Below are 15,464 nucleotides of genomic sequence, written 5' to 3'. Positions count from 1 at the left end.
TTAAACAATGAAAAATCATTTAAAAACCTTTTGGGCATTTGCCCTGATACTCGGCTTTGCCGTACAGTCTTACGCACAGGATAGTGCAAGAACTAAACTTGCATTGGGCAAGATACAACCGTATAGAATGGAAGTTACCTATGATAAGACTTCACACCTGATTTTTCCGACCGCTATCCGTTACGTGGATTTAGGCAGCGAATATCTGATTGCAGGAAAAGCAGAAGATGCAGAAAACGTGTTGCGTGTAAAAGCAACGGTAAGGGATTTTGAACCAGAAACCAATTTTTCAGTCATTACGAATGACGGACGTTTTTACAGCTTCAATGTGTATTATAGTTCCTATCCGGAGGCAATGAGCTATGACCTGCTCACGATGCAAAAGGCAGTAGATAAAGCCAATGGTAACGATGTGCTTTTTGAAGAATTGGGCAACAATTCTCCGTCATTGGCAGGCTTGCTGTTGGAAACGATTTACAAGAAAGACAAACGTATTGTAAAGCATATCGGGGCTAAGAGCTTCGGTATTCAGTTTATCCTCAAAGGCATTTACATACACAACGGCAAATACTATTTCCATACGGAATTGAGAAACCGTACCAATGTGCCATTTCAGATTGATTTTATGAATTTCAAGGTAGTGGATAAAAAGGTAGCCAAACGTACCGTAGTGCAGGAACGCCCGATGATACCGCTTAGGACTTACAAGCCACTGGACGACATTGCTGGAAAAACAATCGAACAAAACGTCTTCCTGTTAGACCAATTTACCATTGCCGATGACAAGGTACTGCTGATTGAGATTTTCGAGAAAAACGGAGGCAGGCATCAAACGCTCCAGATAGAAAATTCCGACTTAATCAAAGCTCGTTTGATTAACGATATGCACCTGAAATTTTAATAACCTTTTAAAGTAAATAATATGAAAAAGTATATCTATACCGTGATGCTCATCTTTATGGCCATCACGGTCACACAGGCACAAAGAATGTTACCTAAACAGAAAGGATTGGAAGTGAGTACGGGTGTGCTGTCCGATGATAAAATCGGTAACGATTATTATATCAATGTAGCAATGACCGTAAACGGCAAAAATGGTAACTATCAGCTTTGGGCGTTGGAATACACTCATCAATACCACGATTATAAAGACCTCCGCATACCGCAGGAAACTTATACCGCAGAGGGCGGTTACAGCTTCTTCCTCTTGGGCGATGCCCGTAAGAACATCACGCTGAACTTCGGAATAACAGGTGTAGTCGGTTACGAAAGTATCAACCGTGGCGAAGCAATGTTGTATGATGGAGCAAAAATTTTGAGCGAGGATAATTTTATCTACGGAGCTGGTGGACGGCTCACATTTGAAACGTACCTGTCCGACCGTTTTGTGTTAGTCCTGCAAGGGCGTACAAAGGTTTTGTGGGGTACAGACTTGGAACAGTTCCGACCGTCCGCAGGCGTGGGATTAAGGTTTAATTTTTAAAACGTAAAAACAATGATAGCAATATTCAATAAATTCAGGATAGGATTAAGCTCAATATATGTACTCTTGGCAATCCTCACAGCTTCGGTTACGTTGGTATCTTGTAGCAAAGACGATGAACTCGAAATACAGAACGATTTCCCTTTTGAGGTCAAAGTAATGCCTGTACCCAAAGATGTTGCCAGTGGGCAGACCGTAGAGATACGGATTACCATACAGCGAACAGGCAATTACAGCAACACGCAATATTTTCTCCGCTACTTCCAATTTGACGGTCAAGGCACATTGCGGTATTATGACGAACCACCGTATTTGCCAAACGATTTGTATTCGTTGCCAACGGAGCAGTTCCGGTTGTATTACACTTCGTCATCTACCGTATCACAATCCTTTGAGGTTTGGATTTCGGATAACTTCGGTAACGAAAAGCAGTTGAGCTTTCAGTTCAACAGTAGTGATTAATGCTACTTATATAAAAGCAAAACCGACTGTTACAGGTCGGTTTTTTGCTTTTCAGCTTTCGGTGTACGTTGTTTTTTGTTTAAATTTACTTGAATTATAATCTTAACGGGTATGGATACAGTTACGGCTCAATTGGTGTTTGGTATTATTGTTATCGTTATTGCGATAGTGCTTATTTATTGGATAAACCGCAGGAAATTTTACAGGCGTAATGGTATGGGTGCAGAGGGATTTTCGAGTTTTGAAGCATCTGTATTTACCCGTTTTATAGAACGTATCGGCAAATGGATTGCCTATGCTTTAATTGTTGTCGGTATTGTCTGTATATGGACTTACAGCCAAATGAAAAAGGATAAGGAAAAACAGGAAGTAAAGACAGAGCAACCTGCTCAACACTGACTTTTTTCTAACAATATTTTGAATAAATCGGATAGCCCAAAAGGTTATCCGATTTTTCGTTTGTAGCAAACGTAAAACGCCAAACACTACCTTTCAACGCCAATCAATACTACATTTTCCAACCCTGTAACACCCCTTAATATCTTCGACTTCCACAGAAAAAATGAGCAAAAAATGGAAGTTATCGCAATACAAAAATCCGCATTGGACGGAATGAAAAATGAGCTAAGGGAACTTTTGGAAATGACCGAAAATGCTGTAAGGAAATACACCCCGATTTTCAAAGAAGAGCAATGGCTCGATAACCAGGAAGTGTGTTTGATGATGAACATTACCAAACGGACTTTGCAGACCTACAAGGACAAAGGCTTATTGCCTTATTCCAAACTGAACCGCAAGAATTATTACAAACGCTCGGACGTACAGGCTTTACTCGAAGCCGGACTGCCGTATAATACAAATGACAATGAATTTACTGACGAATGAAGCTGATGAAATCGTCGTCCATCAGGAAATGATAATGCAGTTGAGAAACTGTATCGAAGAAATACTGAAAAACTACCGTCCCGTAATGAACGGAGAGATATATCTTTCGGGCGAAGATATTTGCAAGCTGTTACATATCAGCAAACGGACTTTACAGCAATATCGTGATGATAATATCCTGCCATTTATACAAATTGGAGGTAAGATAATTTATAAGGAAACAGATCTGGTAAGGATACTGGAAGAGAACTATACCGGGAAAAATACGGTCAATGATGGTTTCTGAACTTTCTTTTCAGATAATAGTACCGAAACAATAACCGGTCATACCATAAAGCGAAAAATAACAATCCTACCGGAAGCAAAAGAGTTCTTAATTCAAGATATGAATAAGTAAAGCCACCTATTATACAACCCAAAAAGAAACAACAGATGATTGCCAGCTTTAAGAATATACTTTTATTCAACTGTATCCGTTCTGGCCGATCTCTGTAAAAGAACAGCTGTGACAGTTCTATTCCCAGATCCGTGAACAAACCCGTCAGGTGGGTAGTTCTTACCACCGATTGGGATACCCTTGTTACCAATGCATTCTGTAATCCCATAGAAAAAAGTAGAGCTGACGATAATAGAATTGAAAACCTGGCATATTCATTCGGTAGTAAAAATGCTGAAAAACTCACCGCCAATAATATGATTATTTCAAGGAATATGGGTATAATATAAGGTGTTTGTGGTTTGTATTTTGAAACCCACTCCATAATAAGACTTGAAACAAACGCTCCAAACAGAAAAAACAAAATGTAAAATAAATATGCAAAAGCCATTCTGTAATTTCTTAAAACAAGTTCCTCAGAAAAAAAAGCAAAATGACCTGTTACATTAGTAGTTAGCGTATGTAATTCTAAAACACCGGTAATGTTTACGACACCTGCTACACCGGATAATATTGAGGCTAATTTTAGGTTGTGTGTATAAGTACGACCTTTGCCTTTATGTCTAAACATTTGCTTCCTTTTGTTGTAAATTTACAAAATTGCTGTTGCCCTTTGTTCATAATTGTATATAATCTGTAACATTCGTACATTTGCTTTATTAAATATAGAAATACTTAAAGTGTTTTTGCTTTAAGTCCCACATTGAAAACTGGTAATTTTTAGACAACGGGACAATAAGGAAGAACGCTCATGCCATAGGCGTGGGCGCTCGCTTATTCGTTGTCGGGTATACCAGTACCTCAATGTGCGGTAAGTGTAGTTGCCTGCGCTTTCTTTTTGTGCAGGAAACTCCATTAACTCAAAATCTGACAATATTATGGAATCTGGTACAACACAACAAAAAATCACCCTCGCCTTTATCAATGATAAAAGCCCAATTTTAGATTTGATTTGCAATGATTTCATTGCTTCAGGAACTGAAGTCTTATTTCGTTCGGAAAGCATTAAAGATGGACTATCACAATTGTTTTCATTGAATGAACTTCCCTATGTTTGTATTATTGACCTTGATTTTTACGACAAGAATGTGCTGGCACAGGTTCAAGAATTAAGGACAGAATATCCAACCATAAAGCTTATTGCTCATAGTGATATTGATGCTGAAAAAGTCGTAAAACCTCTTTTTGAAATTGGTTTTTCTAGTTATTTGCTCATTGGTAGCGATACAGACGATTTCAAGAAAGCCATTGAAGTTGTTATCAATGGCGGAAGATATTTTAGTGTGGGAGTAGCAAAAATCGCGCAGGAATATTTTAATAATGATTTTCATAGTGAATAAAGTAATTCCTTCTACTAACTTATTAATAAGTTTTATTTCAGCCATATTCTTCATAATGGGAAAAAACTTATTCTGTAATTTAAGCAGTAATTATCCCTTTTGCTAGCTCATTCGCAACATTATTCGTATATTGCGATATTTAATTTTTACAGATAAATATGCCGAAAAAAATCAATCTAAAGATTTTCAAAGACTTTGTTGAATCAAGTAATTTTGGAGGTTTCCTCCTTTTTTTATGCGTAGTGATTTCAATGATAGTGGCAAATACATCAATGGCCGCTCCGCTACAAAATTTATTGGACACAAAGCTGGGGTATGAAAATGAAGCCATACACCTCAATTATTCCGTAAGTATGTGGATCAACGACGGATTGATGGCAATCTTTTTTCTGTTGGTAGGTCTGGAAATTAAAAGAGAAATTGTTGAAGGAGAACTCTCTTCTCCCAAGAAAGCTATTTTGCCTATCCTTGCTGCTATCGGTGGAGCAGTAGTACCCGCATTGATTTATGTAAGTTTTAATTCCGGTAGTGAAACAGCTTCCGGCTGGGGTATTCCTATGGCTACGGATATTGCTTTTGCATTGGCCGTAATTTCGCTGTTAGACAAAAGAGTACCAACCAGTTTAAAAATATTTTTAGCGGCTTTAGCGATTGTGGATGACTTGATTGCCATTTTAGTCATTGCAATTTTCTATTCATCCGGAATTGAGTTAGGCTATCTAGGCTATGCCGGAATTGGAATGCTAGTACTGATTTTGATGAACCGTTTTAATGTTAAAAATCCCTATCTATATCTAATACCAGGAGTTTTTGTATGGTATTTTGTGCATCATTCTGGCATTCATGCCACTATAGCAGGTGTACTGGTAGCTATGACCTTGCCAACCAATGATACAGAAGTTGAATCTCCGTTAGAGAAACTAGAACATGCACTTGTAAAACCGGTAAATTTTCTGATTATTCCCATTTTTGCATTCGCTAATACAAATATTACAATTCATCAGGAAATGATAGAAGGACTGACTTCCCCGTTAGGTTTAGGTATTTCACTGGGATTAATTTTTGGTAAGCCCATTGGCATTGTTGCAACCTCTTTGATATGTTCTAAATTAGGGATAGGTCAACTTCCTGCAAACAGTAACCTTATTCACATTATTGGCTTAGGATTATTAGCTGGAATAGGTTTTACAATGTCCATATTTATATCTATGCTTTCATTTGACAATCAGGTTTTCATTGAAGAGGCCAAGCTATCTGTTTTAATAACATCACTCATTGCGGGTATCTTAGGATATGTGATTTTGAATTTATCCAGTAGAAGAAAGGGTAAGAAGACTGAAATTTAAATTCAGTCTTTTTTACTATAATATTTCTCCTTTAGCCATAAACTTGCCCTTACCAATAATATGAGTACAGGAACTTCTACCAGTGGGCCGATAACACCTACAAATGCCTGTGGCGAATGAATGCCGAAAATCGATATTGCTACGGCTATTGCCAATTCAAAATTGTTTCCTGTGGCTGTAAATGCGATGGATGCGTTTTTGTCGTAAGGAACTTTAAGAGATTTATTGATAAAGAAGCTCACGAAAAACATCAACACAAAATAGATGATTAGCGGTATGGCTACTTTTACTACATCCATTGGTAATTCCAGTATTTTATCGCCTTTCAAGCTGAACATTAATACTATCGTAAACAATAAAGCGTATAAGGTAATTGGCGATATTGCGGGGACGAATTTTCGGTTATACCATTCTATACCTTTTGATTTTATAAGGAAGTAACGGCTTAAAAAACCTGCCAGGAATGGAATACCCAAATATATCAATACGCTTTCGGTAACATCTTTCATGGATACGCTTACATTGAAATTGGCTAATCCTAATTTTGCAGGTAATACGTTGATGAATAACCAAACTAAAAAGCTGTAAGTAAATATCTGGAAGATGCTGTTTAATGCAACTAACATAGCTGTATATTCTCTGTTTGCTTTAGCTAAGTCACTCCAAACGATGACCATGGCAATACATCTTGCCAAACCGATAAGAATTAAGCCTGTCATGTAATCGGGTTCGTTACGTAAAAACAAAACCGCTAATCCAAACATCAATACCGTGCCGATTACCCAATTGAGCAATAAGGATATGCCAATTACTTTTTTATCTCTAAATGCTTTGGGCAATAAGGAATAATCAACCTTTGCCAAGGGTGGATACATCATCAATATCAATCCTATTGCCAATGGAATATTGGTAGTGCCAACAGATAAGCTGTTGGTAACATTAGAGATTTTGGGAAAGAAATGACCCAAACCCACGCCAATTGCCATTGCAAGGAATATCCATAAAGTAAGGTATCTGTCTAAGAATTTTAATTTTGGTTGCATGGCTAATTTGTAAGTTCTTTATATTGGTTTGATGTCAATAAGTCTTCTAATTCTGTAATGTCTTTTATTTCAATTTTTATCATCCAACCGTCTTTATAAGGATTGTCGTTTATGAGTGTGGGTGCTTTCAAAAGTAGTTCGTTCGTTTCAGTGATTTTACCCGATACAGGCATAAATAAATCACTGACCGTTTTAACTGCTTCAACAGAGCCGAATACTTCGTCCTGCTGAAAACTATATCCAACGTTTGGTAAATCCGCATATACGATTTCGCCCAATTCACTTTGCGCAAATTCTGTAATGCCTATTGTACCTGTGTTGTCCTGTATGCTTATCCAGGTATGTTCTTTTGAATACTTTCTATCGGTTGGAAATTCCATTTTTATAAATTTTAGATTAGTAACCTCTTCTTAAATTTTCTGCGTATTCGTTTGGTAAAATGCTTTCTTCAACTGCTTTTGCAGCCCTTTCAATATCATAATCAAAGCGTATAAATTCTACACTGATACTATCTTTATCCAACACAGAACTGTTTTCATTAATCGTAAGCATTACATAACCGCCTCTTACATCGCTGTCCTTCGGTTTACCAACCGAACCGATATTAATGGCGTGTCTGAAATGATTTTGACCGTCAATACCCGAATTTAAAACTCTGTGATAAGGTTTGTGTGTGTGTCCGAAGCACATAATGTCTGCATCGGCTTGCTCCATAATGCGAAGCATACTTTTTTCCTCACGGTCTTCAAAAAGATATTCGTTTATTTTTCTCGGACTTCCGTGTACCAAAAGCAAATTCAATTTATCTTCATTCAGTTGAAATTCTACTTTGATATGGGCTGGAAGTGTACGCAAATACGCTCTTTCTTCATCTTTCATCAAAGAATTTGTGAATGAAATAGAAATATTTCCGTTATCTTTTTCACTGTCTGTTTTGTAGGCACAACCGCATTCGTTGCTCATTCTGCCAATGCCAAAATCGTAATTTCCGGCAATGGTTGGTATTCTCCTTTTACGGATTTCGTTTACCACTTCGTTTGGCCAAATATTATAGCCCACCAAATCGCCCAAACAATAAATACTGTCTGGTTTTCTTTTTTCAACATCTTCAAAAAATGCTTCTAATGCAGGTAAGTTGGCGTGAATATCACTGAATAATGCTATTTTCATTTTGTCTGATTTTTATTGTTTAAATATTTTGTTTAAGATAACTTTAGATAAGATTAAATAAATACCCTAATAATGCTCCTCCAATAACCACAAAGGCACTATTTATTTTTTTGAATTTGAAAACTACGATCGCACTTATCATTGCAATTAATATCGTCCGCCAATCAGTAATAGTTTCTTTGCCCATTGTAAGACAAATAGCGACTATGATTGCAACAGATGCCACATTGACCGCATCGAGAAAAATGGACAGTCCTTTAGATTGGCGCATTTTTTTCATCAAGGGATTTAGCAATGCTACTAAAATAAACGACGGCAGAAAAATAGCAATCGTAGAAATAACTGCTCCGGATAGTCCGTTGATTTGATAGCCAATAAACGTAACAGAAGAAAAAACAGGACCTGGGGTAAACTGTCCAACAGCAATAGCATCCATTAATTGCTGCCGGGTGAGTAAGCCCGTTGCAACTAACTCCGTATCTAAAAAGGCGAAAAGAACATAACCACTTCCATAGAGGATAGCACCAATTTTCAGGAATATCCAAAATAATTTGGTATTTGTTTCAGAGAGTAAGGGGCTTTGTGCGATTTGTAAGAATGCGAGCGGGATAAAACTTTGGAGCGTATTTCTTTTGCTCTGAATAGAATACAAACCCATTGCCAGCAATCCCGCTCCAAACATCAAATAGATTTCACTAATGCCGAATAATGACAGTACCAAAACAAGAATACCTACAACCGCCAAGAATGTGGACTTGACAGATTTCTTTGCTAATGGAAAAACAGCTCCTATGATAATAGCGATGATTGCAGGTTTGATACCGTAAATAAAGGGCTGTACTTCGGGCAATTGTCCGTATTGCTGATACAACCATGCAAATATCCCGGTAATGAAAACCGCAGGTAAAATAAAGCATAACCCCGCAACAATTAACCCTTTCCAACTGCCTTTGTCATAGCCGATGTGTATCGCCATTTCTGTACTGTTGGGGCCAGGAATGAGATTAGTAGCTCCCAACAAATCCAAAAAATGCTGTTCGCTCATCCATTTCTTTTTGACAACAACTTCCTGCTGCATCATAGCAATATGAGCCGCGGGACCTCCGAAGCCAATAAAACCAAGCTTGAGAAAGAGCTTGGCAATTTCCTTTATTTGAATATCACGCTCCATTTCTCATTACGATTTTATCAATAGACCAATTACCTGCACCTTTGATTAACAAAAACATACTTCCCAAAAGCATCGCCCAATCCGTACGGCTACCGTGCAGCAATTCCCAAATACCCTCATTAGCCAAAATAGATGTTTTGGTCGTGGCAATGGCAACCAGCATAATGATGATGAGCGGAATACTTGCTAACCTTGTAAGCAACCCGAGCAAAATAAGTGCTCCGCAAAGGATTTCAAATATGCCTACAAAACTTCCAAGAAATTCAGGAGATGGCAAGCCAATTTTTTCAAACCGCCCGGCTCCCCGTAAAGTAGGAAATAGAAATTTCTGAATGCCCTCCGATAAAAAAACACCTCCAACAATCAGTCGGATTATGATTGTTGTCTTTGAATTATCTGTATGAATGATTTTTGAAAACATATAAATTCAATTTTAACAACATCCGCCACCTGGAGTACAAGCATTAGCATTATTTACAGGCAGTTCCGCCAAATTTTTCTTTTGTTTATCTGAAGGAATCCCGCAGGCATCTTGAGCCAAGCAGGCTGTTGTTTTATTTTTCAGTACAAATGTATCTCCGTTGAAATCCAAATCATACTTGCCAATCGTTTCGCTTTGGTATTCCACCTCAATTTCCGCATCTTCAATACCTAATTTTTCTTCGGATAGCTTGATGATGTTTAATAGTTTAACTGGCTTTAATTTGTGCTCGAAATCGTCCGCATTCCATAATTGGAAGTTTACAACTTTTTCTGACCGGATTACGCCACCACAGTCTATAAAGTTTTTAGTAATTTGTCCCACTTCGGTAACGTGGAAATGTTCTGGAACTAAAGTTCCGTTTTCTAATTGAAATCCAACATTTACTAATGTTGGCAGGATTTCTTTAATTTTTGATAACTTCATATTTCTGATATTAATTCAATAAATGTTATATTGCAATGTTACGATGTTTTGGTGTTAAAAAAAAACGCTTAACAGCATTCTTTACTATTTACATTCTCGACAAAAAAGCTATTGAGTTCCTTCTTAACCTCATTCCAGACTGTTTCATTAATACAGTAACATACACTAGTTCCTTCTATATTTCCTTTAATGATACCAATATTTTTCAGCTCTTTCAAGTGTTGTGAAATTGTCGCTTGTGCCAATCCCAATTCTTCTACCAGATCATTACAGATGCAGGCATTTTGTTTAATGATATGTTGCAGTATAGCTATACGGGCAGGATGAGCCAGTGCCTTTAAAATACCAGCTAAATGGTTCTGCTGTTCTGTAAAAATTTCGGTTTTTGTGACACCCATCAGTTTAAAAAAATAAATATATCGCAATATTACGATAATAAATTTAAACAGCAATAATTTTTAAAAAATTATTGCTGTAGTTGTAATATTAAACTTGTATAATCCAATGCTATTTATTAGTCATTACTTTGTAGGTAGGATCTTCAATAATATTCACATCAATAACTGTTTCTGCATTTTTAAGTAATTGCCTGCAATCTTGGCTTAAATGACGTAAATGTAGTTTTTTACCTTCCTTGTGATACTTCTCCGTAATTTTATTCAAGGCTTCAATTGCGGACATATCTACAACTTTGCTTTCCTTGAAATCTATTATCACCTCATCGGGATCGTTTTTAACATCAAATTTTTCGGTAAATGCCATAGCAGAGCCAAAGAAAAGCGGGCCAAAAATTTCGTAATGCTTTACACCATCTTCATCTACATACTTTCTAGCACGTATTCGTTTGGCACTTTCCCAAGCAAATACAAGAGCCGAAATAACTACACCTATCAAAACGGCTAAAGCTAAGTTGTGTAATAATACAGTTATAACTGCTACCAGCATACCAATAAAAATATCGTGACGAGGCATTTTATTAATGATTCGAAAGCTGACCCACTCAAATGTGCCTATAGCTACCATCATCATCACCCCGACTAATGCCGCCATTGGAATTTGCTCGATTACAGGACCTGCAACCAGAATGATTAATAAAATTGCTATAGCTGCAACTATTGCAGAAAGTCTGGCTCTTCCTCCAGCTCCGATATTCACTAAAGTTTGGGCAACCATTGCACATCCACCCATTCCGCCGAAGAAACCGTTGGTGATATTGGCTATACCTTGCGCCGCAGCCTCACGGTTAGATTGTCCCTTTGTGCTGGTTATTTCATCAACCATATTAAGCGTTAACAGACTTTCAATCAATCCAACCCCTGCCATTACCAAGGCATAAGGGAAAATAATTTTCAATGTTTCCAGAGTAAAAGGAATAGAAGGGATGTGAAATGAAGGTAAAGAGCCTCCTACAGAGGCGATATCAATAACTTTTTTAGTATCGATGCCGAAAAAATATACAATACCAAAGACAACTATTATTGCTACTAAAGATGCAGGAACCGCTTTTGTAAATTTTGGCAATATAAATACGATGGCTATAGTTAATAATGTCAATCCAGCCATTAGATAAAGCGCCGGCCCCTGCATCCAACCTTCTATCCCGTTTTCTACAACTTTAAATTGAGCTACCTGTGCCATGAAAATGATTACTGCAAGGCCGTTTAAAAAACCATACATTACTGGTTGTGGGATCAGGCGGACAAATTTACCCAGTTTAAAAATTCCTACTGAAAATTGCAGTACACCTGCTAATATAACCGCAGCAAAAAGATATTCCACACCGTGTGATGCTGCCAATGCGATAAGTACTACTACCGTTGCTCCGGCTCCCCCAGAAACCATTCCGGGTCTGCCTCCCAAAATTGCAGTAACAATACCCATTAAAAAAGCTGCATAAAGCCCTGTCAAAGGCGAAAGCCCTGCCAGAATAGCAAAGGATAAAGACTCAGGTATCATGGTCATAGCCACCGCAAGACCCGCAAGAATTTCGTTTTTGTAATTAATTTTCTGTTTGAAATCAAACAAATTGATAATTTTCTGCATAAAAATTTATGTTTAAAGTGGTAAAAATGTAAATAGAAAAGTATGTACACGAAAGCAAAACCTTCGGGTACGACAGAGAAGCCAATAAATTAAAATTGGGAAATATAACAGTTAGCCTAAGATCAAGGCGGAGTAACTTGGGATGATATTTGTACTGTTCTTTTCATTGAGTGGTGCAAAAGTACAATTTATAGTTATTGTAGACAATTTAACACCAAAAAAAACTAAAAAAAATTGTTTCACAACACAGAATCTTTTCTTTGGTCGCAGTCTGGGAAAAAAAAAAGTCAGTGGTAAATACAACAAATGGGATAATGAATATCCCACGCAAAAAACTCGCAACCTGTTTGGTAAAATGTGAAGAAAGGGAATTGTGAAGTGGTGCATTTTGGCAAAGTGGTTGCATCCGCTTTAAACCGCAAAAATGCGTTTCCGACCGAAGCGAGGAATTGCATTTTTGCCCGCCGACTTAGGCTTTTAGGCAACTTTTATCGGGTGGGTGCGGAAATCTTTCAGGTTGTGAAAAAATCCTTTGTATTCGGTCATTCCCCTGCGGAACAAGTTCCATAGCAAAGAACACCCCATTTGTGTTAATGATGAATTGATAAACAAATCCTGGTGTTCCAATGCTTCTGCAAGTGAGCAACTTGGCGTGTTGTCTTCCTGTTCGGATTGCTTCAGTAATTCGCCAAATTCATCGGTAACAAATGGCAGGCTTGCCACCGTTTGGTATTTCTCTGAATTGGGTTGCTTTATCTCTCCGATAGTAGATAGTAGCACTTGTCCAATATCTCGGCTGTTGCCAAAGTCCAGCCAATATTTTGGCTCGTCTTGGTAGTGTCTGCGGTAGCTTATTTCTTTAAGAATTTCAGCAACGCCAAACCTCGACTGTACATTGTCCACACACGTAATGGTAATGATTGCCTTTGCTTTTTCGGGCGGTCTTTCAAAATTGTCCTTTTCAAATTTTACCGTTTCGGCTTTCCAATTTGTACCTGCCCAACGGTTGCAACGATTGATTAAAGCAACGGATTTGTACAATCCTGTTTCACTTTCTGCAAATCGTTGTCTGCCTAAATTGGCACTCGTGATAACATCATCATCCCAAAGGCGGACTTGCAACCCTGCGTGTTCCAATGCTATCAAACTTTTGTTTATTTCCATTAAAGCGGTCAATACTTTTGAGCCTGTGCCACCTGCTCCGATAAGGTTTATCGAAATCGGGTTTGTCGGATTGAGCAGATAATTGTCTGTAAAATGGATTGCTGTTTTTGCTGTGTTCATCACAATAGATTTTTAAGGGTTTTGTTGTTCTTTTTCAATACTTCTTTTGGAAAGGGTTTATCCGTACCGATAAGGTCTTTCCATAGACTTACGATGTTCTTTTTTGTCAAATTTGCACTCAATGAATGACTGAAATAGGAATTGAAAAAATAATGTTCCCACGCTTGCATAAATTCCTCAACCGAAGCAGAATTTTTAATATCAATACTTACCGTACCCATACATACATTGCCCTTTTCGTAGATATTGAAGAAAGGTGCGTAATACAATGGCGTTTTCTCGGTGGGTCTTCTATCATTTGCCAAAGCAAATACGGTAAGACTGTTTTTGTTCGCTAACCAAAGCATTGGCGGTACTTGTGCCATTCCGTTGGGTATGCCCAAACTTTCCACAAAATACAGTTTCCGTTGCTGTGCTTTGGTGTACCAAAGCACAGTACCTTTTTCAGCATTCGGATTGATATGCAGAATATTGGTCGGCAAAATTCCTTTTGGCTTTAAAAAAGCTGCGTTCTTTTCTTCATCGGTCTTTAAAGCTTTTGCCAATACATTGGCTTCTTTTACCGTCAATGGGTGGGCATTGATAGGCGTTCCGTTGCTATCCATATCAAAATGCTCCACATACACATCGGTTTCCGTTCCTTTGGTTTCATAGAAAACCAAAGCGGATTTTGGATAGTACATACTGCCAAAATGGTTTGTTATATCTGTTGTTGTGTTCATTTTTCTATCGTTTTGTATTCGTATAATAATCCACTCAAATCATTCAATAAATCAAACAAACGGTTCTCAAAATCAAGGTCGGTTGTTGGTATTTCGCTTCCGTCAAACCGCTTGGAAATAGTTGGTTCTTCCATTGCTCCGTACTCGTTAAATTCATTGTTGATGGTATCTGAAAGGTTTTCGTATAACCAACCTTTAGTGTCTGCAATAAATGAAATGTATTTTTCCATTCCGATTATTTCATTTTCGTAATCATCATTATAAAGGTCTTTTTCGGGCAATGTGGCGTTTCTGAAAATAGTTGCGTTCGGATATTCTGTACAAAGGGCAAACGCATTACAAGCCACTTGCCAACATTCCTTATCGAACGTATCAACACTTTTAAATCGGTTCAAACGCTGTTCAAATATCTTTAGATTGATGCGGTTGAATAACTTCTGTTCTATCTTATCGCCAATGTATTCGGCTTTTCTCAATTCACGTTTGTTGGTTTCTGTTTCTTCCGTTTCCTCATCCTGTTCCACCCAATCATTCATCGTTTCGTAAAGCCAATACAAATAACTTTCTTCCTGCCTGTAATAGGGAATTAGGACGATGTGGTACAGATAACTGCATACCGACAGTAAAAGTTGTGCGGTCTTTTTACGCTTCGGGTCTTTGAGCATTTTAAACAGTGGCTTAATGGGAATATAGTACAAAGTTGTACCTGTATTGTATCGTTCCTCACTCACAAAATAGGTTTTACCGCTATTCTGTATCAATTTGAAACCATCCCAATTGATATTGGTACGCTTCAATTTAGTTTCCATATCCCACATAGACAATGTTATATTGTAGGGAAACTCAAAATCTTGGGTTTGCATTGGCTCAATGCTGTAATGCTCGGCAAGTCGGGAAAGGGACTTGTAAAAATCCCTCTCCGTTTTCTGACAAGCCTGTACGGATTGTGCTGTTTTCAATTTAGGCAGAAATGTACATTTTAGAATAGCATTGGCAACATTGCTATCGGTACGGATTTCTGTTTGTCTTTCTGCACTTGGTTGGCGTCCTTTGGTCTTTGCATCCAATTGGCGAACTCGCCCAACTGTCGGTGTAACTGCTGTTGTCGTTTCTGTTCGGGTATGTTGATTATTCCCGATATGATATTGCGTTGCATAATTCATCGTTTTAAA

At 37.8% G+C, this 15,464-nt stretch carries 20 protein-coding genes; 8 read left to right on the top strand and 12 right to left on the bottom strand.

The window, feature by feature from the left end; translation table 11 throughout:
- Positions 1-7: 7 nt before the first annotated feature.
- The 6 genes from traN (at position 8) to KO02_RS14395 (ending at position 3,116) form a co-directional block, all read left to right on the top strand.
- Positions 8-901 carry a conjugative transposon protein TraN gene (traN, locus tag KO02_RS14420; RefSeq protein ID WP_034727220.1) on the top strand — a complete coding sequence of 298 codons (894 nt, stop codon included), beginning with the start codon at positions 8-10 and terminating at the stop codon, positions 899-901.
- A gap of 21 nt (positions 902-922) precedes the next feature.
- Positions 923-1,483, top strand: coding sequence for a conjugal transfer protein TraO (locus KO02_RS14415; protein WP_034727223.1), 561 nt, complete (start codon positions 923-925; stop codon positions 1,481-1,483).
- Between the two features lie 12 nt (positions 1,484-1,495).
- Entirely contained in the window at positions 1,496-1,945 is a 450-nt protein-coding gene (locus KO02_RS23350; protein ID WP_034727225.1) for a DUF3872 domain-containing protein, read from the top strand.
- Positions 1,946-2,056: 111 nt separating this feature from the next.
- Positions 2,057-2,344, top strand: coding sequence for a hypothetical protein (locus KO02_RS14405; protein WP_034727228.1), 288 nt, complete (start codon positions 2,057-2,059; stop codon positions 2,342-2,344).
- 174 nt (positions 2,345-2,518) lie between these two features.
- Positions 2,519-2,830 (top strand): helix-turn-helix domain-containing protein, encoded by a 312-nt coding sequence (locus KO02_RS14400; protein ID WP_038699366.1) that lies wholly within the window; start codon positions 2,519-2,521, stop codon positions 2,828-2,830.
- Complete coding sequence (locus KO02_RS14395) at positions 2,811-3,116, top strand: helix-turn-helix domain-containing protein (RefSeq protein ID WP_038699364.1); 306 nt, start codon at positions 2,811-2,813, stop codon at positions 3,114-3,116. The genes KO02_RS14400 and KO02_RS14395 overlap by 20 nt, the downstream gene beginning before the upstream one ends.
- Here the strand turns inward: KO02_RS14395 and KO02_RS14390 are convergent.
- Positions 3,100-3,837, bottom strand: coding sequence for a YoaK family protein (locus tag KO02_RS14390; RefSeq protein WP_038699362.1), 738 nt, complete (start codon positions 3,835-3,837; stop codon positions 3,100-3,102). The two genes, KO02_RS14395 and KO02_RS14390, sit on opposite strands and share 17 nt — an antisense overlap.
- A gap of 307 nt (positions 3,838-4,144) precedes the next feature.
- On the opposite strand from KO02_RS14390, the gene KO02_RS14385 reads away from it, so the two are divergent.
- Both KO02_RS14385 and nhaA read left to right on the top strand, forming a co-directional pair.
- The gene (locus KO02_RS14385) at positions 4,145-4,606 is read left to right on the top strand and encodes a response regulator transcription factor (protein ID WP_038699360.1); all 462 of its coding nucleotides are present in this window, start codon (positions 4,145-4,147) and stop codon (positions 4,604-4,606) included.
- 158 nt (positions 4,607-4,764) lie between these two features.
- Entirely contained in the window at positions 4,765-5,952 is a 1,188-nt protein-coding gene (nhaA, locus tag KO02_RS14380; protein WP_038699358.1) for a Na+/H+ antiporter NhaA, read from the top strand.
- Between the two features lie 2 nt (positions 5,953-5,954).
- Here nhaA and arsB read toward each other — a convergent pair whose 3' ends face one another.
- The 11 genes from arsB to KO02_RS14320 all read right to left on the bottom strand — a co-directional run bounded on the left by arsB (position 5,955) and on the right by KO02_RS14320 (position 15,455).
- Positions 5,955-6,995, bottom strand: a complete 1,041-nt coding sequence (gene arsB, locus KO02_RS14375) for an ACR3 family arsenite efflux transporter (protein WP_038699356.1) — start codon at positions 6,993-6,995, stop codon at positions 5,955-5,957.
- A gap of 2 nt (positions 6,996-6,997) precedes the next feature.
- Entirely contained in the window at positions 6,998-7,375 is a 378-nt protein-coding gene (gcvH, locus tag KO02_RS14370) for a glycine cleavage system protein GcvH (RefSeq protein ID WP_038699354.1), read from the bottom strand.
- 16 nt (positions 7,376-7,391) lie between these two features.
- Positions 7,392-8,165, bottom strand: coding sequence for a metallophosphoesterase family protein (locus KO02_RS14365; RefSeq protein WP_034727251.1), 774 nt, complete (start codon positions 8,163-8,165; stop codon positions 7,392-7,394).
- Positions 8,166-8,208: 43 nt separating this feature from the next.
- A complete protein-coding gene (gene chrA, locus KO02_RS14360) occupies positions 8,209-9,336 on the bottom strand; it encodes a chromate efflux transporter (protein ID WP_038699351.1) in 1,128 nt (375 codons plus the stop codon).
- Positions 9,326-9,757: a DoxX family protein gene (locus KO02_RS14355; RefSeq protein WP_038699349.1), complete on the bottom strand. Its 432-nt coding sequence runs from the start codon at positions 9,755-9,757 to the stop codon at positions 9,326-9,328. The genes chrA and KO02_RS14355 overlap by 11 nt, the downstream gene beginning before the upstream one ends.
- 12 nt (positions 9,758-9,769) lie before the next feature.
- On the bottom strand, positions 9,770-10,243 hold the full coding sequence (locus KO02_RS14350) for a DUF6428 family protein (RefSeq protein WP_038699347.1): 474 nt from the start codon (positions 10,241-10,243) through the stop codon (positions 9,770-9,772).
- A 68-nt stretch (positions 10,244-10,311) separates the two neighbouring features.
- The gene (locus KO02_RS14345; protein ID WP_038699345.1) at positions 10,312-10,641 is read right to left on the bottom strand and encodes an ArsR/SmtB family transcription factor; all 330 of its coding nucleotides are present in this window, start codon (positions 10,639-10,641) and stop codon (positions 10,312-10,314) included.
- A 109-nt stretch (positions 10,642-10,750) separates the two neighbouring features.
- A complete protein-coding gene (locus KO02_RS14340; RefSeq protein WP_038699343.1) occupies positions 10,751-12,286 on the bottom strand; it encodes a SulP family inorganic anion transporter in 1,536 nt (511 codons plus the stop codon).
- Between the two features lie 477 nt (positions 12,287-12,763).
- Positions 12,764-13,570, bottom strand: a complete 807-nt coding sequence (locus KO02_RS14330; RefSeq protein ID WP_038699339.1) for a PRTRC system ThiF family protein — start codon at positions 13,568-13,570, stop codon at positions 12,764-12,766.
- Positions 13,570-14,292 (bottom strand): PRTRC system protein B, encoded by a 723-nt coding sequence (locus KO02_RS14325; protein WP_034727267.1) that lies wholly within the window; start codon positions 14,290-14,292, stop codon positions 13,570-13,572. Before KO02_RS14325 ends, KO02_RS14330 begins: the two co-directional genes overlap by 1 nt.
- Positions 14,289-15,455, bottom strand: a complete 1,167-nt coding sequence (locus tag KO02_RS14320) for a hypothetical protein (RefSeq protein ID WP_034727270.1) — start codon at positions 15,453-15,455, stop codon at positions 14,289-14,291. The genes KO02_RS14325 and KO02_RS14320 overlap by 4 nt, the downstream gene beginning before the upstream one ends.
- Between the last annotated feature and the right edge of the window lie 9 nt (positions 15,456-15,464).

The sequence above is a fragment of the Sphingobacterium sp. ML3W genome (genome assembly GCF_000747525.1).
Taxonomy (GTDB): domain Bacteria; phylum Bacteroidota; class Bacteroidia; order Sphingobacteriales; family Sphingobacteriaceae; genus Sphingobacterium.
This window is presented reverse-complemented; position numbering and strand designations above follow the sequence as displayed.